The organism is Croceifilum oryzae (assembly GCF_030814315.1).
Classification (GTDB): domain Bacteria; phylum Bacillota; class Bacilli; order Thermoactinomycetales; family Thermoactinomycetaceae; genus Baia; species Baia oryzae.
In genome coordinates this window covers 20898-47011 of sequence record NZ_JAUSUV010000007.1, presented here as the reverse complement: position 1 = coordinate 47011, position 26114 = coordinate 20898, and the positions used below count along the sequence as shown (strand labels likewise).

The 26114-nt window shown below is 40.8% G+C and carries 15 protein-coding genes and 1 pseudogene; 2 read left to right on the top strand and 14 right to left on the bottom strand.

Features of this window, described 5'->3' with window-relative positions; translation table 11 throughout:
• Positions 1 to 74: 74 nt before the first annotated feature.
• The 11 genes and pseudogenes from J2Z48_RS08785 to J2Z48_RS08740 form a co-directional block, all read right to left on the bottom strand.
• On the bottom strand, positions 75 to 3494 hold the full coding sequence (locus J2Z48_RS08785; protein ID WP_307252752.1) for a DEAD/DEAH box helicase family protein: 3420 nt from the start codon (positions 3492 to 3494) through the stop codon (positions 75 to 77).
• Between the two features lie 11 nt (positions 3495 to 3505).
• Positions 3506 to 4687 (bottom strand): restriction endonuclease subunit S, encoded by a 1182-nt coding sequence (locus tag J2Z48_RS08780; RefSeq protein ID WP_307252750.1) that lies wholly within the window; start codon positions 4685 to 4687, stop codon positions 3506 to 3508.
• Entirely contained in the window at positions 4684 to 6156 is a 1473-nt protein-coding gene (locus J2Z48_RS08775; protein WP_307252748.1) for a type I restriction-modification system subunit M, read from the bottom strand. Before J2Z48_RS08775 ends, J2Z48_RS08780 begins: the two co-directional genes overlap by 4 nt.
• Positions 6157 to 6317: 161 nt before the next feature.
• A pseudogene (nucB, locus tag J2Z48_RS08770) lies at positions 6318 to 6531 on the bottom strand (sporulation-specific Dnase NucB); the annotation flags it as partial.
• Positions 6532 to 6533: 2 nt separating this feature from the next.
• Positions 6534 to 6869: a transposase gene (locus J2Z48_RS15745; protein ID WP_370872917.1), complete on the bottom strand. Its 336-nt coding sequence runs from the start codon at positions 6867 to 6869 to the stop codon at positions 6534 to 6536.
• A complete protein-coding gene (locus J2Z48_RS08765; RefSeq protein WP_307252747.1) occupies positions 6847 to 7329 on the bottom strand; it encodes an IS5 family transposase in 483 nt (160 codons plus the stop codon). The genes J2Z48_RS15745 and J2Z48_RS08765 overlap by 23 nt, the downstream gene beginning before the upstream one ends.
• A 248-nt stretch (positions 7330 to 7577) precedes the next feature.
• Positions 7578 to 7913, bottom strand: a complete 336-nt coding sequence (locus J2Z48_RS08760) for an Imm8 family immunity protein (RefSeq protein WP_307252746.1) — start codon at positions 7911 to 7913, stop codon at positions 7578 to 7580.
• Positions 7914 to 8287: 374 nt separating this feature from the next.
• Positions 8288 to 8719, bottom strand: a complete 432-nt coding sequence (locus tag J2Z48_RS08755) for a hypothetical protein (protein ID WP_143187885.1) — start codon at positions 8717 to 8719, stop codon at positions 8288 to 8290.
• An 11-nt stretch (positions 8720 to 8730) separates the two neighbouring features.
• On the bottom strand, positions 8731 to 11220 hold the full coding sequence (locus tag J2Z48_RS08750; RefSeq protein WP_307252745.1) for an RHS repeat-associated core domain-containing protein: 2490 nt from the start codon (positions 11218 to 11220) through the stop codon (positions 8731 to 8733).
• A 12-nt stretch (positions 11221 to 11232) separates the two neighbouring features.
• Positions 11233 to 13059, bottom strand: a complete 1827-nt coding sequence (gene ltrA / locus J2Z48_RS08745; RefSeq protein ID WP_307252743.1) for a group II intron reverse transcriptase/maturase — start codon at positions 13057 to 13059, stop codon at positions 11233 to 11235.
• 662 nt (positions 13060 to 13721) lie between these two features.
• A complete protein-coding gene (locus J2Z48_RS08740; protein ID WP_307252741.1) occupies positions 13722 to 19658 on the bottom strand; it encodes a DNRLRE domain-containing protein in 5937 nt (1978 codons plus the stop codon).
• 234 nt (positions 19659 to 19892) lie between these two features.
• Between J2Z48_RS08740 and J2Z48_RS08735 the strand changes: the two genes are divergently transcribed.
• Positions 19893 to 21674, top strand: coding sequence for a cell wall-binding repeat-containing protein (locus J2Z48_RS08735; RefSeq protein ID WP_307252739.1), 1782 nt, complete (start codon positions 19893 to 19895; stop codon positions 21672 to 21674).
• Positions 21675 to 21942: 268 nt separating this feature from the next.
• On the opposite strand, the gene J2Z48_RS08730 is transcribed toward J2Z48_RS08735, so the two are convergent.
• From J2Z48_RS08730 to J2Z48_RS08720, 3 genes are all read right to left on the bottom strand, one after another.
• Positions 21943 to 22116: a hypothetical protein gene (locus J2Z48_RS08730; RefSeq protein ID WP_307252737.1), complete on the bottom strand. Its 174-nt coding sequence runs from the start codon at positions 22114 to 22116 to the stop codon at positions 21943 to 21945.
• Between the two features lie 358 nt (positions 22117 to 22474).
• A complete protein-coding gene (locus J2Z48_RS08725; RefSeq protein WP_307252736.1) occupies positions 22475 to 23974 on the bottom strand; it encodes a hypothetical protein in 1500 nt (499 codons plus the stop codon).
• A 180-nt stretch (positions 23975 to 24154) separates the two neighbouring features.
• Positions 24155 to 24631, bottom strand: a complete 477-nt coding sequence (locus J2Z48_RS08720; RefSeq protein WP_307252734.1) for a GNAT family N-acetyltransferase — start codon at positions 24629 to 24631, stop codon at positions 24155 to 24157.
• Between the two features lie 336 nt (positions 24632 to 24967).
• Between J2Z48_RS08720 and J2Z48_RS08715 the strand changes: the two genes are divergently transcribed.
• A complete protein-coding gene (locus J2Z48_RS08715) occupies positions 24968 to 26113 on the top strand; it encodes a SagB/ThcOx family dehydrogenase (RefSeq protein ID WP_307252732.1) in 1146 nt (381 codons plus the stop codon).
• The last annotated feature ends 1 nt before the right edge of the window (position 26114 follow it).

The following is a 26114-nucleotide window of genomic DNA, read 5'->3' as shown; positions in this document are numbered from 1 at the left end:
CTCCATAAACTTCGGTGTCTACTGTCTTTGGAGGCTTTTTACTATCATAAGATGCCTTCCTCTAAAAATTCACACTATCTTTTTGCTCTCTCATTAATGGAGTGTACAATTGAGATGATACGATTTGCTAATTTCTCATCAAACAACCCAAAAATCCCCTCATCATTTAAATCAGTAAAAGGAGAATCCAATAATTTGTCTGGAGACATTGCACCGTTTGTTTCAAAATATTTGAGGATCATTTCAAGAAATCGGATTTGTTGTGACGACGCATCGAATTGTGAAAATAAATCAGCAAATTCTTTCCGAATAAATACTACATCCATCCCAAGTGTCCTACGTACAAGTACACCTAGTGGTTCTTCACCATAAGCTTCAACATATCGTTCTTTTAAACTTTCGTCTTCTGAAAATAGATCTATACCTAAATCACATAGATCTCCTTTGGTAACTAATTGATTTCTTCTCAACTTTTGTACAGTCGGATGCTGGGATAAGCTTTGTAGTAAGCTTACTACTTTCTCTTTATATTCAACTAAATCATAATCAGAATTTAAATTCTGATTATCATCTTTTAGTCGATTGGAAAACTCCTCAATTTTAAACTCTCCTATTTCATCTGTAAAATCAGTATAAACTAGTTCTCTTTTTTCCCTGTCCATAAATTGAACCAACTCACGCATTGTAGTACGGATTTTTTCTAATCTTGCTACTGTTGAACCTTCCAGCATTCCTTTTCTTTGCAAATCTCTAAGTAGTTTCTTATTTTGTTGAACGATTGGGATCGTTCCTTTTTTCTCAATCTCAGCAGCTGTTTTTCTCATCTTATTAATTAAATGACTGCTTTTCTTGTCATCACCTAGCTTGTCCATTTGCAACTTTAAAGCCATTAGATCATATCTAAGTGCAATTTCTGATTCATCCATTTTAATTAATGGGGCTACATGCTTTATTAAGGCTCTAATTGCGTTCTCACTCAATGCATTCCAATTTGATTGAATTCGAAATGGATCAACATATCTTCGCTTTGGCTTTACCATAAAATGATCTAGATTCACTTGCAAAACCAATTGATAGCACTCTTCAACTAGTTGTTGATACCATTCTCTCATTTGCTTGCGACTTTGATACTTTGTTTGTTGTAAAAGGGAGATAATACGAACTTTATGTTGAAAGATCTGTTCACTAAGAGATCTAATAGGCTTCGGATCTTTTCCCTCTGGATTCAGGCCAAAAAAGTCCAAATTCCCACAAAAATCCATCAAATAAAACTCCTTTTTGTGCTGGCCCGGTCCAAATAAATCCTTGCACGTCCTTGTCCCTCTACCAATCATTTGCCAGAACTTAACTTTAGAAAATACTTTCTTAAAAAATACGATATTTACAATTTCCGGAACATCAATGCCCGTATCTAACATATCTACAGATATTGCTATATGAGGTTCTTTGTATGCATTCTTGAAATCATCCAATAACTGATCATGCTTATCTACCTTGGAATCAATAATTTGTGCAAACTTACTTTTATATTCAGGGAACAACCTATCAAAACGTTCCATAATAAATTCAGCATGGTCGTGATTTTTGGCAAAGATAATAGTTTTGCCTAGTCTCTCACCACCTGCTACCCGTATTCCAAACTCCATCAAAAATTCCAACACTTTATCTACCGTATCCTCGTTAAATAACCACTCATTTAACGCTTTTGCTTCGATTTTATCAGGCAGTTCCCCTGTAATTTCATCCTTGAACTCCAATTCATATCTTTCTTTTTGATCTTCGGGCAACTTACTGTACGTAATTCCATCTTTCATAAATTTCAGAGGAACCGTAATTTTAGTAGGAGGAATCAGATAATTATCAGCCACAGCTTCATCTAACTCATAAGCAAATGTAGGTACATCGTCTTCCAAACGGAATAATTCATACGTATTACGATCTAAGTCCGTCCTAGGTGTTGCTGTCAATCCGACTACTAGGGCATCAAGATATTCAATAATTCCCTTGTACTTATCATATACAGAACGATGCGCCTCATCGATAATCACCAAGTCAAAATGACCCACTCCAAACTTTCTCTTATTAGCCGTTTTCTGTTCAATATGGTTCACCATTGTTGGATAAGTAGAAAATACTATTCGAGCTGACCAGTGTTTTCTACTCTCCTTTTTGTCTAACAAATTAACCGTAGAAACGCGAGGCAAATGTTCTACAAAAGCATTTTTTGCTTGCTTAACCAGCTCACGTCGATCAGCTAAAAAGAGAACGTTCTTGACCCAATGCGCCTGTATCAAAACATCAACTAGTGCTACTGCTGTTCTTGTTTTTCCCGATCCAGTTGCCATTACCAACAAAGCTTCACGATTCATTTTCTCTTCAAAAGTATCAAGAGTTGCACGAATTGCTTCCATTTGGTAAGGTCTCTCCACTATGTTTGTATTAATGACTGCATGTTCTAGTGATTGTAATCCAGTACGGCGTTGGATGATGAGTCTTAGTTGATCTTTCGTATAAAAACCTTGTACTTCTCGTGGAGGATAACGGAGATCATCCCAAATCCATGTTTCATAGCCATTTGTGTAAAAAATAACAGGTCGTTGACTGGTCTGTTTTTGTAAGGCATCTGCATAGAGTTCTGCTTGTTTCTTTCCATTGTGGGCACTTTTAGCCGTACGCTTAGCTTCGATAACAGCTAATGGCTTACCATCATCATCCCACAACACATAATCTGCATAACCGTATTCTGACTGACCAGATACTCCCTTTAAAAAGTACTCTTTTACATTTGGTTTTGATAAGTCCCATCCGGCCTCTTTTAACATCTCATCAATAAAATATTTCCTGGTTTCTGCTTCCAAAAAGCCATCTGGGTCAACAAATACGTCGTCTTCAAATTCAATCTGTTTATTTCTATTTTTGTTTGCTTCAATTTCTGCCTTCAATTTTTGATTTTCTTCTTCTGTTTCTCTTAATTTCATCTCTTTTTCTTTATGCTCTCGTTCCAAAGTTTCAAGCTCTGTAAGGGTTATTTCTAAGATTTGTTCTGGCGATTCACGAATCAATAAATTAGAGTCAAAATCTAAACGTCTTACAGGATTAGCACTGTAAGACCGATTCATCCATTTCATAAATTGGAATAAGTGTTCTAATGCTAGCAATGAATTTTGGACACGTATTTTTGCATCCTCTTTATGTGCTGCTTTATTTCCAATCTGTCGAATAAGATTGATATCTTTGAACGCTCTATCATCAAATTGGTTTTTAAATGCTGGTACATATAATAAAGAATTTAGGCTTTCTTTATCTAAATCTCTATTTGGAGGCAAACGCAATGATTGATCATTTCGAAACAACCACTTGAGTGAAAATTCTAAGGTTAGACGACTGTAAAAAGCAGAAGTACGTGGGGCAACATACACACTTTTCTCTGCTTCAACTGCCGATTCATGAATCAGAGGCCAGTCTTCTTTGATAAAATCGAAATTATATGCCATGATATCACCTCTTATTTGCCTATTGTAATAGGGTCATTGATGTTTAACTGTCCAGTGAATGCACGGTGGAGTAGGGAATCAAAGTTTTGTTCTAGTTGTTCTAGATGTTCTTGTACTCTTTGTTTTTGATCTTTAATGTTTTGAACTTGTTCGGCAAATTTATCTTGTAGAGCTTTAGGGGGAATAATAACAGGTATTGATAGAAGTTTTGATTGTGAAATTTTAACCATGCTCTCATTACTTCCATGAGCTAAATTTCGAATAACTTTTGAAATACTAATCAAATAGTAAAAAAAGTAAATAGAATTTAAATAATCTTGTTTTATTCTTATCCTAATCATTAAGTCAGGATAGATAACCCGGGAGGGTGTCCCTTCATAAAGACCTACTCGACCTACCAAATCTCTAGTATTAGATCTTGATATTACAATATCACCTGCTTTAAGGTCAGAACCCTTAGTTGGTAAATTTTCATCATAAAACTTTGTTATCTTTGTAGACAAACCCTCTCCTGTTAAGTTAGCCAAAGAGAATACCGGTATGCCTTGATTGTTTTGGGAACACACCGGAGACCATCCTGCATTTAAAGGTATTTCTATGCACTCTTTTAGTTCAAATCTATCAGCCAGACTATTATCAGCAAAAGAAGTATAAAAGACTGACATTATTAGCTTATTTAACTCAGCTATTGTTTGTTTTCTCTTATCGATGAGGGATTGAGCTTTGTCTAAAATACCGACAATACGCTCTTGAACAATTAAATCAGTAATTGGTACTTTTATTCTTCTGAGCTTTTCTTTATTTAATGTTGCTCCTTTAACTGCTCGATCAGTACTAGCAAGAAGATCAACACTTTTTAATGCGTAATACAAATAATGCTTATTAAGCATATTTTCATCTTTAATAGTTAAGGCTACAATCGCCTCATTAGTAAATAAAGGCACTTTATTAAAAGCCATTTTACCAATACTAAGTTTAAAGCTTAATAATAAGGTATCTTCAGGTATTAACTTACAATTACAATCCATTACTCCTTTGTCTGTAATCTCTTCTTTAGTTTCATAGATGTATTTATTTTGCATATCCGAAATGGATAGCCATTTATTTCCTTTTCCCCAATATTCTTTTTGACTTCTTAAAGGTGTTTTACCTATTACTATGTGACAAATATCTTCTAAAAAAGCATTTTTCACCCTAACATCTCCTCCAACTCTTCTAGCTCCTCTTGGATCTCTTTCTCCAACTGTTTAAGAGACTGAATAATTTCTTTTGGAGGAGCATAATTTATTTTTTCATATACTGCTTCTTGATAGCGATTAATACTTATGTCATAACCATTCTCTCTAATCTCATCTACTGATACAAAGAAAGATTGATCTGTTCTTTTCCTCTCTTTTTCTCCTTCTAGATTAGAGAAGCGTTGAATAATGTCTGGGATGTTATTTTGCTCATGGTTTTTAAGATCTAATTCAATACGTTTGACATCTAAGGAGTAACCATCTGCTTTCATATCGTAGAACCAAACTTTATCCGTGCCACCTATATTGGTTTTTGTAAATATGAGGACAGCTGTGGAGACTCCAGCATATGGTTTAAACACACCTGATGGCATAGAGATAACTGCATCTAAACGATGGTTGTCGATGATTTCTTTACGAATCTGTTTATGAGCATTAGAAGAACCAAACAGAACACCATCTGGAACGATACAAGCACAGCGCCCACCAGTTTTTAAAATTCGTAAGAAAAGTGCTAAGAAAAGAAGCTCTGTCTTCTTCGTTTTTACAACCTTTTTCAAACTAGAAGCCACACTACTTTCATCAAGCGACCCTTTAAACGGTGGATTTGCTAGTATCATTGTATAACGTTCAGTATCAGGATTAGATTCTGAAAGCGAATCACGATACTCCACATTTGGATTTTCAATACCATGTAAAACCATATTCATTGCACCAATTCGAAGCATGGTACTATCCGTATCATATCCATAAAACATAGATGAATTATAATGCTCTCTCAATTGTTCATCATAGAGGATCTCAGAATGACTTTCTTGAAGGTATTCTGTTGCACTAATAAGAAATCCAGCTGATCCTGCTGCTGGATCAACAATAGCTTCATCCGTTGATGGTTTTGGCTTCATCATAGAGACAATCATTTGAATAATGTGACGCGGAGTACGAAACTGTCCATTTGTACCAGAAGTAGAAATTTTGGAAAGTAAATACTCGTAAAGATCTCCTTTTGTATCTCGATCATCCATTGGAATATCATCTAGCAATGTTACAACACGTTCAAGAAGATTTGCAGTGGGAATTAAAAAAACAGCGTTAGACATGTATTTAGCAAATGAAGTATTCTCATCTCCGCCTAATTTTTTAATAAAAGGAAATACTTCTTCACTTACAACCTGAAACATTTTTTCAGGGTCATAGCTTTTGAATTCCTTCCATCGCAAATGTTTCTGCTCTTCTGTAAAAATCATCTTCTCTGATTTTCCAAGTTGCTGTTTGCGCTCTCGAATCGTTTGTAATTTATCTAGTTCTCTCATGAAAAGCAAATATGTAATTTGTTCAATAACAGACAAAGGATTTGTAACTCCTCCAGTCCAGAATATCTCCCAAATCCGATCTACTTTTGCTTTGATTTCTCCTGTAATCATACCAAATAACTCCCTAAAATAAATTTAGATTTACCTTTCTAGTATATAGCTTATTTATAGATAACCTCAAGAAGAAATGTATATCTTGTATATCATCTTTCTAAATTCTTCAAATCATCATTCACCATATAAAGCGATATTTTTATGACGAAGCCTATTAGTTATTTAACCTTGAACAATACTCGAGTCCCATCCGGATAGTCTTCCACTTGAATTTCCGACCCATGCACCAGCCCCTCTGTTGTCTGCAGGTGAAATATAACGAATATCTGCGCCGTGTCCACCCTCCAAACACATCGCCATTGGCCATTCATCTCGATCATAACCATTTCTGGTCGGATATCCTTCTAGGGACTCTTCTCTCCTCTGACTAGAAGCTATTTCAAAAGTCGATTTACCGATAAAAGAATTAGTGCAACGAGGCAAAATGCTTTATAATGTTGAATGTATCGTTCATAACGGACAATTAGTCTCCGACTATTGTCTAACCAAGCAAAACAACGCTCGATTTTCCAGCGTTGGCGATACTGGTTGCCCAGTGCGAGTGGGCGACCTTTTCTTTTTTTCCTATTTTTTCGTTCGGGAATAGTAGGTTTGGCTCCACGCCTTCGAAGAAAGTGCCGAAATGAAGTACTATCATAAGCTTTATCTGCTATTAACTCTTTGAAGCGACAAATAGACCTCCCTCGATTACTGGGTATACGTAGTCGCAAGAGTTTTCTTTGCTAAACGTACTTCGTGTGGCTGAGCACTAGAAAGATGTAAGCCAATAGGCAAACCACTTTGATCCGCTACCATCATCAGTTTTGAACCTTTCCCAACCTTTGTTTTACCAATTTCATTTCCGCCTTTAACTGATCGAACAAAACTCCCATCTAAATACACGCAATCCAAATTTATTTTCTTTTTTTGGTGTAAAGATTGTAACACCTTTCTCCATATTCGCTCCCATATCCCAACTTTTTGCCAGTCTCGTAATCTTCTCCAGCATGTAGTGGGGGAGCCATATTCTTTAGGTAAATCTGCCCAAGCAGAACCTGTTCTGAGGATATAAATAATTCCATTCATTACTTTTCTATTGTCGACCGGCGGTCGACCCATATAACTTTTTCTTTTAGGTAGTAATGGCTCTATTAATTGCCATTGTTGTTCAGTTAAGTTATGTCTGCTCATGACTTAATTCTATATGCTTTTCATGCAATTGGTACTTTTGAAATAGCCTCTAGTAATTAAAAACCTCAATATTACGTATTAAATTATATAAAACACAACCATCCAAATGTCTCATCAGGATGGTTGCGTTCCAGACTGCTTATCAAATATATACAATTAAACCGGATATAACAATGATCAGATTTAGTTTACACAGCTATATTTACCAGCGCATGACTCTCTATACTTCCTCTACTGTATCATCTGTATTAATCGTCCCTATCCATCCTTCTTCTAAAATACCTAGACAATTGACATACAGTTTCGTCATAATCTTTTCCAAAAGACATACGAACTAGCCTCTCCACAGTATGCTCAACCAATTTAGTATTAAAATCAGTCATGATCATAAGTCCATAGCCAATTTCAATATCTTTATCACAAATACTTCTCTCTAACCTTTTAGGGCTAATCACATCAAAGGAAAAGTTTGAATAATCCGCCGAATTCTCCAGCCCGATTTGCAACTCATACTGCACTACAAAATCATCTTCTCCCTCGCCCCAATCTTCATAATCCCTAATCAAAGAAAGTATTTTAATCATACAATCACCTCAGTTCTTCTCCCTGAAGGCGATCCAGTATTTTCTGTGAAGTTAGCTCTGATCATCTCTTCTTTTGGCTTATACCCCATACGAATGGCCCTCATCTTATCTGCACTAGAATAAATAAAGTTTCCTTTCGGATCAAGAGTAAATTTGTAATCTTTCCCAACCCACGCCATCACTGCTTCAAATGTCGAACTTGGTTATTGCCCTCTTCTAGATCTGCCCGTATGCTTCCATGACCCTTTCAAGCAATTTTAGGATATAAAAATGCAACCACCCTAAGGAGATATTGGGGTAGTTGCATTCCTAATATATATGCACTTACGTCAGGTGTATCACGACATTTTTATATGAAGACCGGATACGCAAATCTACGCTATGCCATACCTTAATAATATCTTTGTAGCAGCAGAATTTGTAGGATCAACGGTTATGATCTCTTTCGCTATCTCCACAGCCTCTTCTTTGGAAACAAGCTGATCAGGAATCTCGTGAAATAGCAGGATACAGGATTTGTACTCTACATCATCAGGATCTAGTGCAGCTGCTCTCCTCGCATGGTAAAGTGAGCTCTCATAAGCACCTTCAATATAAGGGAGAGATATAGATAACATGACGTACAAAAGCTCATGTAATTTCGCACTTTCCTGTTTCAAGAGTAGGCTATATCCGAAGGTATATATAAACATACTTCCAGTTTCGTGAGACAGTCCTATGAGACATTCATGTAAATCGTCAAAATCAACCTGAAAAGCAAGCTCTCTAGCCTCTTCCATATTACCTTTTAAAAGTTCTTTTTTCATTTGCTCGATCATCATTCTGTCTTCACCCACGCATTCCCAATTTTTATTTCACCTGCCGGTGTTCTAGCAAATATGACCTCAACGGTTTCTCCTCCTATATCTAACGACTTTTGTCTAACACCTTTATAGCGGCTTTCTACTCCCTTTTCCATTACCTTAGATACTATAGGTGCAACTGAATCCCAGTTTTTTGGATCTTTTGTTACACGACCCCAAGCATGTTTATCTTGCAAAATATGATGAACTGCGTTTTCTTTTAATGCTGATACTTCACTCATCACTTTAGGTTTCTTACTAAAAGCCTGCAGATTCAGTGGTAGTTTAGGTGTTGGTGTAGGTGTTGGTGTAGAAGATTTCCCTCCAAAAAATCCTGCAATAGAAGCAGATACCTTATCAATATATTTACCAGCACTTCTCCCAAAACGAGTAGTGGATAACCAAAAACGAAAGCCACTAGATGCTTCATATTCTGGGGCTAAAAAGAGCCCAATTCCAAATAGAACACCATCAAATATATTTTGGGCTACTTGCTTCTCTTCCAAAGTTAGCGTAGAGCGCATTTCCTCTACATATCCTCTTTCGGCTCCAAACTTACCTCGATATGGAGGATAACTAGTTTGCCTCTTTTGCTTGTAAGCATTCTTACTCCTCGAATTGCTAGATCCACCACCAGATCTACCACTGCTACCTCCACCACCATATTTCCCACCAGTCCCAGACACTATGTAACCACGTTTACGATAACGAGGATCATAAGGTGCTCCTAAAGGCTTACTCTCTTCTCCTCCTGTGGCAAATGAAAGAAAATCCCTTACGGTGAGCCCCATATAAATTCCTTGGTATTCATGTCCATCTGGATCATGATTGGAGACTGGATTTCCACCCGTGTATCCATACACATTGTAATTCTGTGCATCCATGAGGAGTCCTCTATACTTCTCTGAATCAGTATAGGAGTCTGCTGTTAGATATCGACCTTGTTCTGGGAAGTAGTTTCGGAATCCGAGGTCATAGGATTTCGTATTCGGATCCCATGGCTTACCGGAGTAACGGTACGCGTTGTACATTTCCTTATTCGGATTCTTCGGATCAGGCTTGTCTACTCCTGAGAAGAGAGCGTCATCGTTTTCACCATAAGGGGTGTACCCATATGTGGCGCGGACGTCACCTTGTTCATCTAGGAGCATCTCTACATCGACATCGGTGTTGTTGAGATAGTAGGATGTTTCACTACCTTGGGCAACCTTTTTGGTCATCGAGAGTCGTTCACCCCATGGAGAGTAGGTGTACGAACGAGCGATGATATCATCTACTTCTTCCGAGATGACTTGTCCACCTGTTCCAAGATAGTTGTATTTGATTTTCTTCGCAGAAGATGTGCCTGCATTCTCCGTTTTGGACGTGGTACGATCGAGTGCATCGTATTCATATTGTGTTTTCTGACTCAGTTTTTGATGCTCTTTGATGTTATCAAATACGTCGTATTTGTACTCTTCTTGAGTAATATCATCCATTTTGATTTGAGAGACACGGCCTATGGAGTCGTACTCGTATTTCTTGGTCTTACCAGATGTCGTTTCCGAGATGAGTCGGTCTCTATCATATTGATAATTGGTCGCTACACCATCTCTGGTCTTGGAAATAATATTGCTGTTCGCATCGAGTACGTACTGCTCCTTGGAAGAAGAAGTACCTGTTTTGTTGTACTCGACTAGGCGATCGCGTGGATCGTATTGATACGTATAGGTATAGTTAAATGCTTTCTTATCTGCATCGATTCCGGTATAGATGTCCTTGGTACGGTGTCCGTTTGCATTATATTCTAAAGCATGCTTTTGGATGGTGGTACCGTCTTTCTTCTTGGTCTCCATCTCTTTAAGTAGAGCATCGAGATAGTACGTATAGCTCGTGGTCATCTCGTTTGGTTTCGTTACTTTGGAGATCTGACCATTTGGCGTACGCTCGTACTTCGTCCATTGATACTCTTTTGTACCAGCCTCTCTACTCGCAAGTTGCTCGACTTGGTTCATGGTGTCATAGTAGAACATGGAACGAGTGAGCGGATCTTCTTGCGAGTCGATGTTTCCGTTTCGGTCGTATTCGAACTCTCGTTTATTCTTGACGACGCCTTTCGAGATATCTTCGATTTTGGCTACTTGGTTCATGGATGTGTAGGACATGCGGTACGTATCCAGTTTGGCTCCTGTGCTCTGGTCCTTCGTCTCAACCAAGTTACCATTTGCATCGTAAGCATACTCTAAGCGCTTATAATCAAACACTTGTGAGTCGGGTGTACGTAGTCCTGCATCGTAGGTTTTCTTCACTTTTCCATCTGGATGGTAATCCCATGTCATTTTCCGTTGCATTTTCGCGTCGGCACTTTGTACGAGACGTTCGGTTTCAAGGCCAATATATAGTGATAGGTAAGCTTTTGAGGTCATCTCCAGCTTTTCCCCCACTCCACACCGTACGTGACGGTTTCCCGTCATACGGCGTTCCATCTAGTATTTCTACTAACCAATAACCTCCAGATTACATTTCTTACGCAGTGAATTTAGTTTATCAAGTTGTCTTTGATTGAGTTTGAATAGGCTTAGGCCTTTCAAAACTTTGTTCTTATCAGTGGCGTGAATCAGTTTATGCACATCCTTATGAACGATCATCAAGTTATTGTACTGGTCGTTCCCACCTAATGATCGAGGAATAACGTGATGACAGTGTACCTCTTCCGCGGTGAGAGGCAAACCCGATATTTCACATCGTCCCTTTGCCATGGAATATCTCGATAACCGATTGTCTGTATACTCTACTGACCTGAATTCCGAGATTCTGTTCATCAATCTGGCTACTTCTCTTTGCATGTTGGCATCCAATCTAGAATGAATCTTGGATCGTGCCGACGGCACGAATAAGCTCATTTCAGGGTTAAAGTTTGTTAACCTTTTCATTTGGATGTCCACAATAGGGAAGATCCACACTGAGTCTACTTTCCAAGTCTTATAGTTCATCGAGTAATGTGATGTATATGTGTAACTGACTTGTCCGAATGGCTTCGCTCGTATGAATTTACCTTGTAGTCGTTGATACATATAGCGATTTAATCGATAGGCAATTTTGTGGAAATCAGTAGATACACAAGTAGCATATTGGAAATAATTATGTACTCCCATAATGATCGCATTTAGCTTATATGCTTGTTTTCGATTTCTTTTTTCTGATACTAGCTTAATGGCTCGTTTTATCTGCTCTACGATCCTATCTCTTGCTTTTTCTGCTATATGTGATCGGGCTACGTAGGTACGCCTTTTTCGGATTGCCTTGATTTCAAACCCTAGGAAAGTTGATTTACAGCGCTTAAGATTTACTATCTTTGATTTCTCTAGTGAAATTTCTAGTTTTAAGCGCTTGTTTATAAATCCTTCTATCGCGTAGAACCATCTCTGTGCCTCTTGTTTGAATCCGGTAAACACCTTCGCATCATCCGCATATCGGACGATGAATCCACATTTTAGCTTTGTTTTCTTAAGTCTTCGGTATCCATAGCACCTATGCGTGTACATATGACGTGTGGGGAATGTTTCCCATTGAGAGCTCACCCACTGATCGAGGTCGTTGAGCACCAGATTAGCTAAGAGTGGTGATAAAACCCCACCTTGTGGAGTTCCCTTGTTAGGGACCCCTCCTTTGTCAATAGAAGCGCGAAGGATTTTCCCTACAATAGCTCTGACTTTCAAATCTCGAATTCCCACGTTCCATAACTGTTTCATCAATTGTTTATGATTCACTTCATCAAAGAAACGAGCTATGTCGATATCTACTACGTAGTAGCAGTTTATAGCATTAACGAGAAAGTGGGATCGACTCAAGGCATGATGAGCACTACGCAGTGGGCGAAATCCATAGCTATGTTTATGGAATTTCGCTTCCATAATAGGTTCAAGTATCTGCCGAATGCACTGCTGGATCAACCGATCCAGCATGGTAGGGATCCCCAGTGGACGTTTCTTTCCGTCAGGCCTTGGTATCCATACCCTTTTCACTGATTGAGGGGAGTATTCCCTCACATTAGATTGTACGAGTGTTACGATCTCCTTCTCTGTGTATTGTTCAAGATGTTTAATCGTAATCCCGTCCGTTCCTGCTGTTTTCGAACCTTTGTTACTCTTGATCATGCGATAGGCAAGCCGGATGTTCGCATCCGAAATAATGAGATGGTATAAACGATGGAACTTATTCCCCTGTTTGCTTCTAGCAAACAATTTATCAAAGACTTCTTGCATCCCGTAATATTCAGCTGCTCGTAAGAATGTGTTCAAGATGGCATGTCTCTTACGAGACAACCCCCAGTTCCTACTCGAAGCTTGAACTTCATCTGTAAGGTTATTTGGTTTTCAAGGTACTAGACTTGGGTCTATCCCTCCACACTGATTAAGTGCTTCATTGGTACTGTGACCCTACTCTCACAAAGACAAATGATGTTACCATCAACCTCCCCGATAACAGTCGTTTGGTTGGGAGTTCTTTGATTTCCACGTTCCACTTTACCTAGCTATCCATTCGATCCTTAGGTAGTGACTATAGACCTGTGAGCTTATAGCATCTTCGCTTGCTATCCCGTCTTTCATAACAACGATTCTTACTCGACGGTAACCCACCCTGCGCAAGGCAGGCAATGCCTTTCGACATTGTCCAATTCTAGATCTGTACATTCGCCACTTCGTCAGCTCTCTGTAGAGCATTCTTACCATAGATCGCTTTTCAGCCTCCCGGTCTATCGATTGCACCGTCCGCCTCCGAACAGCTTTCCTCAGTTTACCTGTAGGACAATCTTCAACCGACTTCACCTGGCTTCACACATAGTAAGACTGTCATCTTCTTACGCATGCAGGAGTATCAGAGGGGACGTTTCAGCTCAGCATGACGGCTTTCATTCCATCCCTCGGTAAATCAGTTCTCATTTTAGTTTTCTAAAACGGTCTAGTTTCGTGCTTGAGGCACTTATCTAGAAACGTGTCGCACCGTTGTATTGATAATTAGTCTTTGTCTTCCAAGGGTCTTGTATTTGCTTGATCAAGCCATTCTCGTAGTAAGTAAAGGTTGCGGTGTTACGTGTGTTGCTTCCTTCTGTCGGTGGCGTACTTACTTCGACCACATTGCCTGTTGAATCATACTTATATCGGATGCTGTGTTGCTCTCGGAAGCGCGTATTTACGCTCGTTGGATCATAGGAGAAGAATGTTTCTGAGACTCGGTTCAACGCATCGTATGATTTTTTGAGTACGAAGTCTCCTTCGTTTGGCGTTTCCACTCCACGTGGAGTCTCTACTTCCGTTTGATTCCCCATTTTATCATAGCGATACTTGGTAATCCGAACCTTATCTTTATCGTGTTGATAGCGACTCTCGGTAAGTAATCCTCTCGCATCATAGTAGTTGTACTTGAAGTTTCCTTCCTTATCGCGAGTACGTGTCACCTGACCATCTGCACCGTATTCAGTTAGAACATACTTCCCTTTCGCATCGGTTTCTTTGATCACACGATGATTCAGGTCGTATTCTTTCTTCACAGAGTAATCATCTGGGTCAGCTGTAAGTACACCGAGTGGTTGGGTTACTTTTATCAAGTTCCCAACGTTGTCATACTCCTGCTTAATCTGATCCCCTTTGGCATTGGTAATCGTAGTAACTTGGTCCAATGCGTTATGTTCATACGAAGTGGAAAAGTCGTCTGCGTTATCTGGCGTTACATTGCCGTTAGGCTCTGTTTCTTTCACCAGCTTTCCTACTTCATTATAGGTAAAGGTCTTTACGCGTTCAGTAGTCGAGTTATCATCTTTCGGCAATATGGTTTTGATCACGCGATCCATCTTGTCGTACTCAGACTTCGTTTCCGCGCCTGCCGGTGTCGTTTGAGACAAGACGTTTCCATTTTTATCTAAGACGGGACCTGGTGTTGTAATGAACTCTCTATTTAACTGATCCTTTGGTGCTACTGTCTTGACGACATCTCCTAAGAGATTATAGGTAACAGTTGTGGTATTGCCTTTGGCATCTGTCGTGGTGAGAACTTCTCCAAGAGGTCCATAGGTAAAGGTAGTGACATTCCCCAATGGGTCTTTTACTTTCTTCGGCTTCCCGTTTGGATCATAGCCTAGATCGGTTGCACTTGGATCTCCATAGGTGGTTACTTTTCCATTTGCATCGGTCTTCGTTTTCAGAAGTCCTGTATTCGTCCCAGCTGCATTTGGATCGGTGGTATCGATTGCTTTTCCTTTTGCATCTGTGATGTAGTAGGAGATTTTGGTTTCATTCCCCATACTATCTTTCTCAGAGATGACATTCCCATTTTTATCATGGGTATAGGTAATCGTTTTTCCTTCTGGTGAAGTGGTCTTCGTCAATAGTGCCGATGTGTAGTCATCCGAATACTTATATTCATTTTTCGATGCTTTCCGTGCAGATGAATCTGTTAGAGCATTATTCACTTGATCCATCTTGGTAACAGGTAGTCCATGATTATGAGGATCGTAGGTCGTAGTCGAAACTGCACCGTTTGGCTCCTCAGTCCGGATGAGGTTATCATCGTCATCATAAGCATATTTCGTAGTCTGATTCATCGCATTCGTAAAGGAAGTGTTCCGTCCGCGACTATCAAATAGATATCGAGTTTTGCGGTCCTTCGCATCTGTCACATTTACTTCATTGCCATTATAGTTGAAGTAAGTCGACTTTCCATCCCGATTGATCCACTCGCCGATTTTATTGGCATCAGTACCCGATTCGATGTATTGCACAGAGGTTTTATTTCCTCTTGGATCAATAACGCCTGTCATCATATTTTTCTTGGTAGCATGATAGGTAAACTGATAGGTTCTCGCAAGTGACTCGGAACCATTGCTTTTATCAATACCATCTACGATTTTCACGAGACGGCCATCACTATCATAGTGAAGAGCTGTTCGTCCCCCTACTAAATCATCGATATATTGAAGCTGATTCTTGGATGTGTAGGTAAACGTTAAGACTTGGCGACCAGATGTGTCAGTCATATATTTCAATACATGTGTATCTTTATTATCAATCTTTTTCTTTTCATAGGTGAAAGTTGATTTATTTCCATTCCGATCTACTACTTCCGTTACGTATCCATCCCGGTTAAAGTAATATTTTTGCTGATCCGATCCAGAAACAATCCACTTCCGTTGTTCGATACTCCCACCTTTACCGCTCTGGTATTGTAGCGTTAGATTGGTTCCAGATGGAGGCACAAACTTTTTCTTATTTTTATCGTAGGTAAAAGTATGGCTACTTCCTTCATCATCGATCAAGACAACAGATCCAGAGACGATTTTATCCGTTTTCGTCTCAATCTGAGCCACGTTACTCATCGGTGCACCTATACTCATCATCGAGTTAGTATCAAGTGACCAACCTTTGCCCATAATGGTAGACTGATCATTCAAGCTGTTATAGGTAAGAGTTGCGTAAGTAGTAAAACCTTTAGTAGCATGTTTAAACGGTGTAAAGCTATAAGCAAAATTCCCTTTAAATAAGTTGGCTCCCACTACACTATTGGGACCTGAATTTTCTTTAATATGGGTCGCTGCTTCTCCAAGGTTCTTCTCCGTTTTATCCTTCTCAACAGCCACCTTCTGATTCAACGTAGCCACTGGCTTCTCACTTTGAGATAACCAATTCTTTGAATCCTGCAAGATATCCCATCTCAAAGTAAATTCTTCACGTAGATTCGAAGAGCTAAGCGTTGGTGCGATTACCTTTGCCCTCACTTTGATGCTTTGACCCGGCTTGATATCCACTGGATCTGGATACTCGATCCCATTTTCATCAACGGGGCGGAAGGTGGTTTTCGCTTGATTCGCTGAAATACTTACCTCTTTGCCCGTAGAATCAACCCAGTGATAAGAAAGATGATTACTTCCTCCACGCCATGTTTCCTCTGTCGTATTCGTGACGGTAACAAAGACTTCATAATCATTGCCCGGGGACATAACGCTTGGCGTACTTGGTGCATAATAGCTACTTCCCGCGGACTCATCTGTATAGGTTACTTCTAGTTGTGGACGGAGCGAGCGAGCAGATGCTTCGCTACTTAGAAAGTAAACGATCTCTCCATTTTCTCGGAGCTCATCGGCGCTTTTCACTAGGAGCCCTTTGTTGACAGTCGTTCCCTTCAACCAAGATTGCACAGTGGAAGTCGTGTCCCAATAGGTCCAGTGAGGAGCGTTGGGTATGACTTCGCTATTCGCTTTTTGTTGGTCAATATGGGGGCCGTAATTTCCACCTTTTCCAGATGTATTCCAAGTTGTATCCTCTGTAAAGTCGCTCTGTAAAGGATGAACTCGGTAGTTTGCAGGACTTGCCTTCGGGTCCTCCGATTCCATTAGCCACGACCAAAGTCCCATTCTAGCGCTGGTTACCTTCACTCCAGTCGGGAGCTCAGAGGTATCAAAATGTACGAGGGAACGAATATCTCCGTATCTTGCATGATGATTACCCGCTACCAGCCAGTTATTCCCCCAAATGCTATCCAAGGCTTCGGTCGGTTTCCCGCTCGATATAGAGGTATCTTTGCCTGCTTTCACAATCTGGCGAATCTGACCTGCTTTTGGGAGTCGGACAAATTTGGTATCGGTTCCGACTAGGTCTCCATCGCTGGTCTTTACGGCAATCATGTAATAATACTCCGGATCCCGATTGACCCGATTGTTATCACTCATTGCAGGAACCGCAGGAGAGGTCGTATCCGTATAAGCTAGTTGATCTAGTTTCTCAATCGGAGCGATCAGGGTCGTTTCATCTGGTACAAAGTTTTGCTCGGTGCTACGGTGAACTTGATACTCAACGAAGTCTCCACCGGTATATTTGCTCCATGATAATTCTGCACCGGTCGCATGTAATTTCGTAGGTTGATCCAACACAACACCCGGTTTTCCGTAGGTTACAACAAGCTTCGGGCGAATCTGATCTTGATCTTGTCCAAAGAAGTCGTCTGAACTAGCTGTGTAGTTTACACCACCTAGTCTCTTGGATTCATCCTTTGCTTTTACCATCACTCCATAGTTTGGTTGGGTTCCATTGATCCAATCTTGTACTAAGGAACGTGCGGTAAAGCTATGCGTCTGATTTCCAACTGCTTTTTTCTTCGTATCCACACTGTATTTAATGAGACGCATAGCATCTGCATACACGGCGTTATCCGCTTTATTGTTTAACACAATTTTATTGCTGTTGCCGGCTTGGAATTCGAATGTTCCTTTGGTACTCCATTTACCCGCCTCTTTAGACTGATCGACGGAGAGATTCGTCGTCCCATTAGCGTGATGGACGGTGTACGGAGCATTGGTCGCAAATCCAGCGGGATACCACATTTGTAGCTCGTATTTCCCGGATTCGGTTAGTTTGGGAATCCACGTAAAGGTATCGGATCCCGAGCCACTCGGACTCATGAAGAAACTTCCGTCGTGGGACGAATCACTCCGCATCGAGCCCCATTGACCATTCATGACAGCCTTGTTGCTAGAGTCGTGGTCATCCACTACTTCGGTGTTGTGCTCTAAGCTGGATTGATACGAACCGGTATCCACTCCATTTGCCTTATTCCAAGGAACACCCGTCTGGGCTTGGTTCCATGTGGCGGTTTTCGGATCCCAGTCTTGCATCATCCGATGCATAGAGAAATCGACTTCGTTATCTCCACCGAATTGTTGATCGTAGTACAACTCCACTCTTGCCGCGTCAATCGAGGTTCCGGCTGGAATTGAGCTTAGATCAAACTTGACTAGAGAACGAGAGATTTTTTCTTTATCCGTTCCTGTTGCCAAGTTCCAACTGCTATAGAAATTAGAATCGGGTGACGCATTCGTAATCATCGTATCTTGGCTATTCGTGGTATTGCCTGTGGGCGGTGGCTGAACGATAATCGTCGGATCCAAGATTACGGGGAATTGGCGTGCTGAATCCTTCAACCATTTTTCATCCGCTTGGATGGTAAGTGTTGCTTCAGAACCTTTTTGCTCGATGGTTTGAGTAACGTTTGGACTCCATTCTTTTCCATATGGAGACTGTTGGTTTGGTTTACTATCCATCATAAATGGTTTTGGAATCGTAAAGACGATTCGGCCATCTTTATTACTCTCGACCTTGATCGATCCATCCTTTTGTTGTGTAGCAGTTAATCCTTCTAGGTTTAGTTTGAATTGATAAGTAAATGTATCAGGTACACGATCGAAAATGATGCTTTCTTTTACCGCGTCCTCTTGCATTTGATACTCTACCTTCATATCTGGTTTCACTTCTGGGTAGGTAATTTGATTCTCTTTTACAGTTGGTTGCTTTTCGATTGTTTTGCCTTCAAGCAATCCCATCTCTAACTGATGAGCACCAGACTTTACTTTTACGAGTGAGCCGGAAGTTTGGTTTCCAAAGTAAGTTTGGAACGAGTTCGTCGTATTGGCAAATCCATAGGATACATCTTGTTTGGAAGTGGTAATCGTTTTTTTAATATCCTGCCACTTCCCGGACGAATCCTTATAGTGAATCGGAGTAGGGCTAATCTCCGCTTCTATTTTTCCATCTGATAGTTGATGGAACTTCGCATTTGGTCTCCTTTCATCTACTAATTCTTTCACTCTTTTTGCTTTTTCTTTTACTTTTCCATTTGGTAGTGAATTCGTATGAACGGGAATGTTGGGATTCTTAGATTTAGAATCCTTTTCTTCGTCATCACCTGTAAAGAAATCGGCTACCTTATCGAAAAATCCTTTTTCTTGGTTCGCGTTAGCAGGTGTCACTAGTAAAGAGCGTTGATAACTCCACTCTTTCCATGCTTCTGCTGCCATGACAGGAGTAGGACCCAGTCCGACAAACCAAAACATGAGAACAAACAATATAATCCAACATCTGTTACCTATTTTCTTCATTCTGTGCCTCCAATTCATTCTTTCGAACATACTAAAACATCATAATAAATAATTCGTAAATAAACCACTACTATATGTAATCGTAAATAGAATTATTTTTTAGTCCATTTTTAGATGGAATTATAAAAAATATTTTATTTCCCCAAATGGACAAAATATCTTTACATAATCGAAAATTAGTATTTAAATATTAAATGCTGAGGATTTATCAAAAAAATAATAGGAGATGAGATTTTGCGAAAAAAACACATATTACGAACCCTTTCATCGGTAGCAATTGCCACAACCCTTTTGATTACGCCTTTGTTAGCGTCTGCTACAAATGCAAAGATCAAAGTAATTGATGTCGATCACAACAAAATCGAATATAAACATTCAGAAAAAGAGCCTGCTTCTAAAATGGATTGGAAAGTGGGATTAGGTAACTATCAGAAAGAAAGTATTCAAAAAAAACTAATCAAAACTCCAACACCTGAATCGAAGAAAAATAGATCCAAACGATCGACTGACGATCAGAATATCGTTACACTTAAATCAACGATTTTACCGAATGAAATCCACTACCACCGCTTTATCTCTTCAACAGAAGGAAAAGTGAAAATCTCCACTACCGCAAATACCAAAACACCAACTGTTTTTATTACGACGAAAGATGGCTCCAAAGTATACCGTTCTGATGATTCCGTTCCTGCTGGAGAGTACGTAATCGTAGTAAAAGAAGGAAATGGTGACTTCTCTGTTTCTCTTCGCGGCTTGACTTATGACCTCGAACCGCAGGTAGACTTACCATCTCTTCACTTAACAAAGCCTACAAAAGACTCCTATCGCATCCCAAGTAGTAGTACAAGCTTTACATTCGAGGGATCTTTTAGTGGAATGGATCTTTCCTTTGGTGTAAATGGCTCTCAAGAACTAAAGCCTCTTTCCAATCCATTTGTAGAAACGATTTCTACCAAGGGCTTATCAACTTATAACTATTATGGCTTCCTCGCTACTAACAGTATAGGAAACAGCGTATACAGCAAGTATGAAGTCGTTTATCCTGGCATCTACCGCAATGGCGGAGCTGATGCAATTGGCACATCGGTCAATACCAGTTATGCAACACATAAAGGAACCGTAAAATCGGTCATTCTCGTTCGTTCAAGTGCGATGCCTGATGGAGTTGCAGGTGCAGCATTATCTGGCTTAGATGGATCTCCGATCTTACTTACTGAAGCAGATAATCTACCAACTAACGTTGCAGATGAAATCAAACGATTAAAACCAGAAACTGTCTATATCATAGGTGGAGCGATGGCTATTACGGAAACCGTTGAGAAAAAAGTAAAAGAACTCGGAGCGAATACAGTTCGATTTGCAGGATCGGAACCAAGCGATACATCCGCCAAAGTTGCAGATTATCTCACACAGGAGCGCAACAAACGGGATACTCCTTCCGATACGGTATTTATTACAAACTGGAGTGTGGGTCTGCATGATTCCGCATCAGCACTAAGTGTTTCGATTTCGAAAGGGTATCCAATTCTATATGTAAATAAAGATGAAATTTCAAGCTCAGTCGATTCTTTCCTGAAGAAATATCCACAGTACAAAAACTTCGTCATTCTAGGTGGTACGGGTCAAGTCTCGGAGACCGTTGCGAATAAACTAAAATCCTACTCTTCCCAAAATAAGGTGGAGCGAATCGCTACCTTGGGCGGGAAATATGAAACCAATATCAAACTCATCGAGCGCTTCGGCCTTGATATCAAAACGGTTGTCATTGGAAACGGTAATGAGTACACATCTAGTCCTGGGAAAATATACTCTGATATGGTGGTCGGTGCTCCTCTCGCGGCGAAGCATAACGGAGCTATACTGCTTACTCATCCAACCGAATTAAGTACTTATGCAATGGAATACTTAAATGCTCAAAAAACAGCAGGGAAAAAGATTGACCAGATCTTTGTTCAAGGTGGACCGCTTGCAGTAAGCGATAGCCTGCTTAACGGCATGTACAAATACGTAGACTAGACACGATTTTAAAAGTCGTAAGTAGATCAAAAAATAATGATCGTGCTATACTTGATTAAATGCATAGGTGAAGCATTGTGCCCCTCCTATGCATTTAATCACTATTTCAGTTTAGAGGTTCATTCAGGTCATGTGCGATGGCCTTTTTTGTTTGCGAAAATGTCGTAACTCTTCCCGCAAAAAAACGTTACATCATCACCAATCCTTACTCTCATAGCAATGGCAAACGGATGATCAAGCCATCGACTGTCTTTTCTTCTGTACAATATCAGAATATGGTTCTCTTACTTTCCTCTAATAAAGTCTTCCATGTATCCACCCATTCTTCAGTAGTAAATCGTAATCTCCTTTTCGTAATGGTTCGGAGCTTTCCATCTCCTGCACATCTTTGTATATGACTATAAGATAATCCCGTCCTGCGAGCAGCATCCACTAAGTCCAACCAGCCTTCTTCCTTCATCTGTTTAATGAAGTTTGATTTCCACTGATGTGCTTTAGCTAATCCATCATAACGGTGTGGACGATTCTTCTCTAATACCGATCGCCATTCTTCTATCCACTTTTGTGTATGATCATAGCTACATCAATTGTCAAAAATTTGATTAAGTTTATCCCAACGCAAAATGAGTAATCCTCTCTACCATCAAGAGGGTTACTCATTTTTTTCGCCATTATACTAGGCTTTTATCTTTTATTCTTGCTACGCACTCACAAGTGGCAAATGCATAAGCTCAAGCCCTTAATATTGTTGTCTCTACATTGATATTCTATATCCGTTTTACCACCATTTGTGATACGGTTCACCGTATCACTGTAGTCGCATTGCTTTCGGATCTTCGTTGCAGGGCTTCCTGCGTGCCAAGCGACACCCAAGCAATCACTACACTACCCGAGTCGGTGCGGCACACTAGTTCGATGCGGTCATACTGTTCCCATTCTGGCAACACGTTCTTGATGATCAACGCAACCTCGTGCAGCAGGCGGGTCGCTTGGTAGTCCATGCCACACACACCTAATTCAACCTGGTCCGAAGATTTCGCCACTAGATCGGCGATCGCGGTAGCTCGCACTACCTTGGTGTATTGGGGCCATCGGACGAACTTGGCTACCTTGTTCTCAAGCATCAGTTGGAACAGCCTATGCCGCTTGCCACCATCTGTCGACCGAACCAAGATGTCCTCCATGACCTCCACAGGCAACCACGCTCGGCGCCACACCCAGTGCTGACCTCGATGAGCACGTACGGCACGCTCGTACAGCTCGAACTCGGTGGGTGCTCGCACAGCTCCATTCGTCGTCAAGCCATTGGAGTACATTGGTACGGAGGTGAACGGCCACTCCTCGGATTGTCGTATCAACACCGTGATCAGGACCACGCACGCAAGCAGTCCCACAGCAGTGAACAAGCCCGCCATGGGGTCAGCGGGGGCGATGCTCGCGTGGTCAGTTAGACTCGGCACGATCAGAAGCAGATAGCACCATATTTGCACCCAGTACTTGGGACGCATCACGCACAGGATACCGACGTGCAACCAAATCCAGCATACGATCAACGGAACCCGCCACGAGGGAATGAAGATCGCCACTGGCGCCGACAGTTCGATCAGCACAGTCAAAGATGCTAGCGCCCGGCACAGCCCCGAGTTCCCCACCAGTAGTCTGGTCATGAGAGGCCAGCGGGATGGCGAGTACTTGATATAGAACCGCAATGCACCACCATTTAACCACCCTAGACCACCGTAGAGAAGCTTGGACACGCCGCCGGCGAACATCGTGTAGGAAAGGAATAATAGCAATAATAGCGGGGCGAATCCCGAAGTGAACGCCGATTGATCGGGCACCAGTAGCGGCCAGTTCACGTAATGGGCGAGCAGACCGTCCAGGGAGAAGTCATAGGACACCGAGAAACACATGGCTAGCAACGCGTACAGTGCCGAGTGCTTCGAGTGGTGGGCGCCTAGCGCACCAGCATTGACCATGTGCAGGAATGCGAAACCCAAGAATGTCAGTATCCCAGCGACCGGCTGGGCGAACCCGGTCGCGGCCGCAATCCACATTGCAATCGTCAGCTTAGCCACGACCGACAACATCTGGGGACTAACCCAGCTAAGGCCCAACAGCCGCAACGCCAGAACCGGGGTGTAAAAGGCGCGCTCGGTGCTACCCATGATCTTCGCCGCCTGCAGAGGCGACGGAAAGTCAACGATACACAACACAAGCAACCCAGTGTAGAAGACCGTCCGAAGTACTCCGGACACCGGTGCCAACTCGAACAGCCACCAATGTGTGAACATGTTCATCGCTATACTCCTCTCCCAAGGATAAAACCTCGCCATTGTCATAGTATCGAAAATTTTTGAATCCATAATAAAAGATTCTCAAAGTGCTAATTATGGATCATAGTTAAATTTCGGAAGACTACTTAATAGACCAGTGATTGTTCCCGATTTGCTATCGTTCTAGTAAATACGAGTTAGTTTTCACTTGCGTCCGAGATGTTTTTTCATCCTAATGCTTGTTGGAATATATCCCATCTTGGTATATAACTGATACGCACGTTTGTTGTGTCCGAAAACATGTAGCCCGATTGAACTTACATTCATCGAGGCAAAGTCAGTTTCAAGTGCAGTAAACGCCTGCTTTCCATATCCCTTGCCTTGAAATTCTTCATATATCTGAATACTGTATATAAAAGCTGATTTCTCGCCCTTGTTTTCTTTAACTGCATACCAAACCGTACCTATTACACCTACTACTTCATGATGCAATGAACACAGAAAATGTCCATTTGTTTGGAGCCCTTTAGGTAATAGTTCATTTGTTTCTTTGGTCGCTCGTTCAATCGACTCTGATGGCGTCCATCTGCCTTCCCTTACATTTTCTTCAGCATACTCTCTGACTGTCTCTTCGAAGAACTTTTTATATTGTTCTTCGTTCATTCGAACCAAATTCATCATAGATGTTCCTCCCATTACCCGACACACCGAGACTAATTCTTATCGGACACAACAAACTATGTGATCGATATATATATATTTTCACAGTAATTTAGTAGAAAATTATAATTTATATTGACTTAATACTACCATCTAGTTAATATAATTATCAAGTAATTTATAGGAGGTGAAAAAATTGGATAATACAGTAAATACAGTAAACGAAGAGACATTTGTTTTTGACGAACAGAAAGAACTGGACATTAATATGCATCCGTCCGACTAATGGTTGGCATGAGCGGAACCACCTGATTGATGTCAGGTGGTTCTCACTATTCTGGGAAAGGGTTTGAGAAAATGTCACGATCGAACCGTTATTATTTAGCACCTGATTTAGTCATCACTTATCCAGATGGGCAACCGCAATTGATTCTACCGTCTGTAAAACGCACTTTTAAGGTTGATTGGAAGGTATGCGAGATTATCTCCATGTTTTCAAGTGAAGATACAAGCTTGCAACCGATGTTTTCAGAATCAATGGTAACAAGTATTATCGACCATTTAGTCAAAAATGGAATTCTCATCGACAGGGAAACAGATCACAATTTGGCCACTGAGCAAATCGTAGCGGAATGGCAAGACTGGGACGAATCCTCTTGGTTCCTTCATCTGCAAACAAAAGATACAAAATTTGAAACCACTGAAGAAGGTCGCTTGCAAAACGTTGATAAATTCAGAAAAACATCATCTCCTCCACCACAATATTTCAAGTGCAACTGTACATCATCTAGCACCAAACTACCGACTCCCAGTAAACTTTTAGATCAAACCTTGGTCAATTCTTTTATGCAACGTAGAAGCTGTCGACGTTTTTCTGAAAAACCAATCTCATTACAAAACTTAGCCGATGTTCTATTTTACTCTGGTGGGATTCTCTTCACAAATGACACACACTCTTATGGAATCGTAGCCAAGAAGCCCTCTCCTTCTCCGGGTGGACGACATGCAACAGAGTTATATCCGATTGTAAATGCGTGTGAAGGTTTACGAAGTGGTGTATACCATTACTGTCAAAAACATCACGCTTTACATCTTATTGAGGCAGAGGAAGACGTGAAACCATTTCTAAACGAAGTCCTATATGGGCAAGACTACTTCCTGAATGCCGCAGTTACAGTTTTTTATACAAGTGTTTTAGATCGTTTAAAATGGAAATATAAGACCAGTAGGGTCTATCGGCTCATGCATCTAGAAACAGGCCATTACGCGCAGAACTTTTTACTTACTGGTACTGCTCTTGATTTGGGCTGTTTTGTTACTGCAGCTTTCAAGGATAGTGTTATAGAAGAGAAATTGGGTGTTTGTGGGATTCGTGAAGTTGCAATGTACGTCTCCGGTATCGGCCATATCGTGCCTGATGAGAATACACGATCAGATATTGAATATGCACAAGTACTACCCGAAGGAATCGAGATTCGACTCCCTATAGGGGAGCATAGCTAGC

Bases quoted from the DNA above. Each gene is read 5' to 3' on its own strand.
- J2Z48_RS08785 (WP_307252752.1), bottom strand. From the start codon at position 3,494: ATGGCATATAATTTCGATTTTATCAAAGAAGACTGGCCTCTGATTCAT.
- J2Z48_RS08775 (WP_307252748.1), bottom strand. From the start codon at position 6,156: ATGATTACAGGAGAAATCAAAGCAAAAGTAGATCGGATTTGGGAGATA.
- J2Z48_RS08765 (WP_307252747.1), bottom strand. From the start codon at position 7,329: ATGAGCAGACATAACTTAACTGAACAACAATGGCAATTAATAGAGCCA.
- J2Z48_RS08760 (WP_307252746.1), bottom strand. From the start codon at position 7,913: ATGATTAAAATACTTTCTTTGATTAGGGATTATGAAGATTGGGGCGAG.
- J2Z48_RS08755 (WP_143187885.1), bottom strand. From the start codon at position 8,719: ATGAAAAAAGAACTTTTAAAAGGTAATATGGAAGAGGCTAGAGAGCTT.
- J2Z48_RS08750 (WP_307252745.1), bottom strand. From the start codon at position 11,220: ATGGAACGCCGTATGACGGGAAACCGTCACGTACGGTGTGGAGTGGGG.
- J2Z48_RS08740 (WP_307252741.1), bottom strand. From the start codon at position 19,658: ATGAAGAAAATAGGTAACAGATGTTGGATTATATTGTTTGTTCTCATG.
- J2Z48_RS08725 (WP_307252736.1), bottom strand. From the start codon at position 23,974: ATGAACATGTTCACACATTGGTGGCTGTTCGAGTTGGCACCGGTGTCC.
- J2Z48_RS08720 (WP_307252734.1), bottom strand. From the start codon at position 24,631: ATGATGAATTTGGTTCGAATGAACGAAGAACAATATAAAAAGTTCTTC.
- J2Z48_RS08715 (WP_307252732.1), top strand. From the start codon at position 24,968: ATGTCACGATCGAACCGTTATTATTTAGCACCTGATTTAGTCATCACT.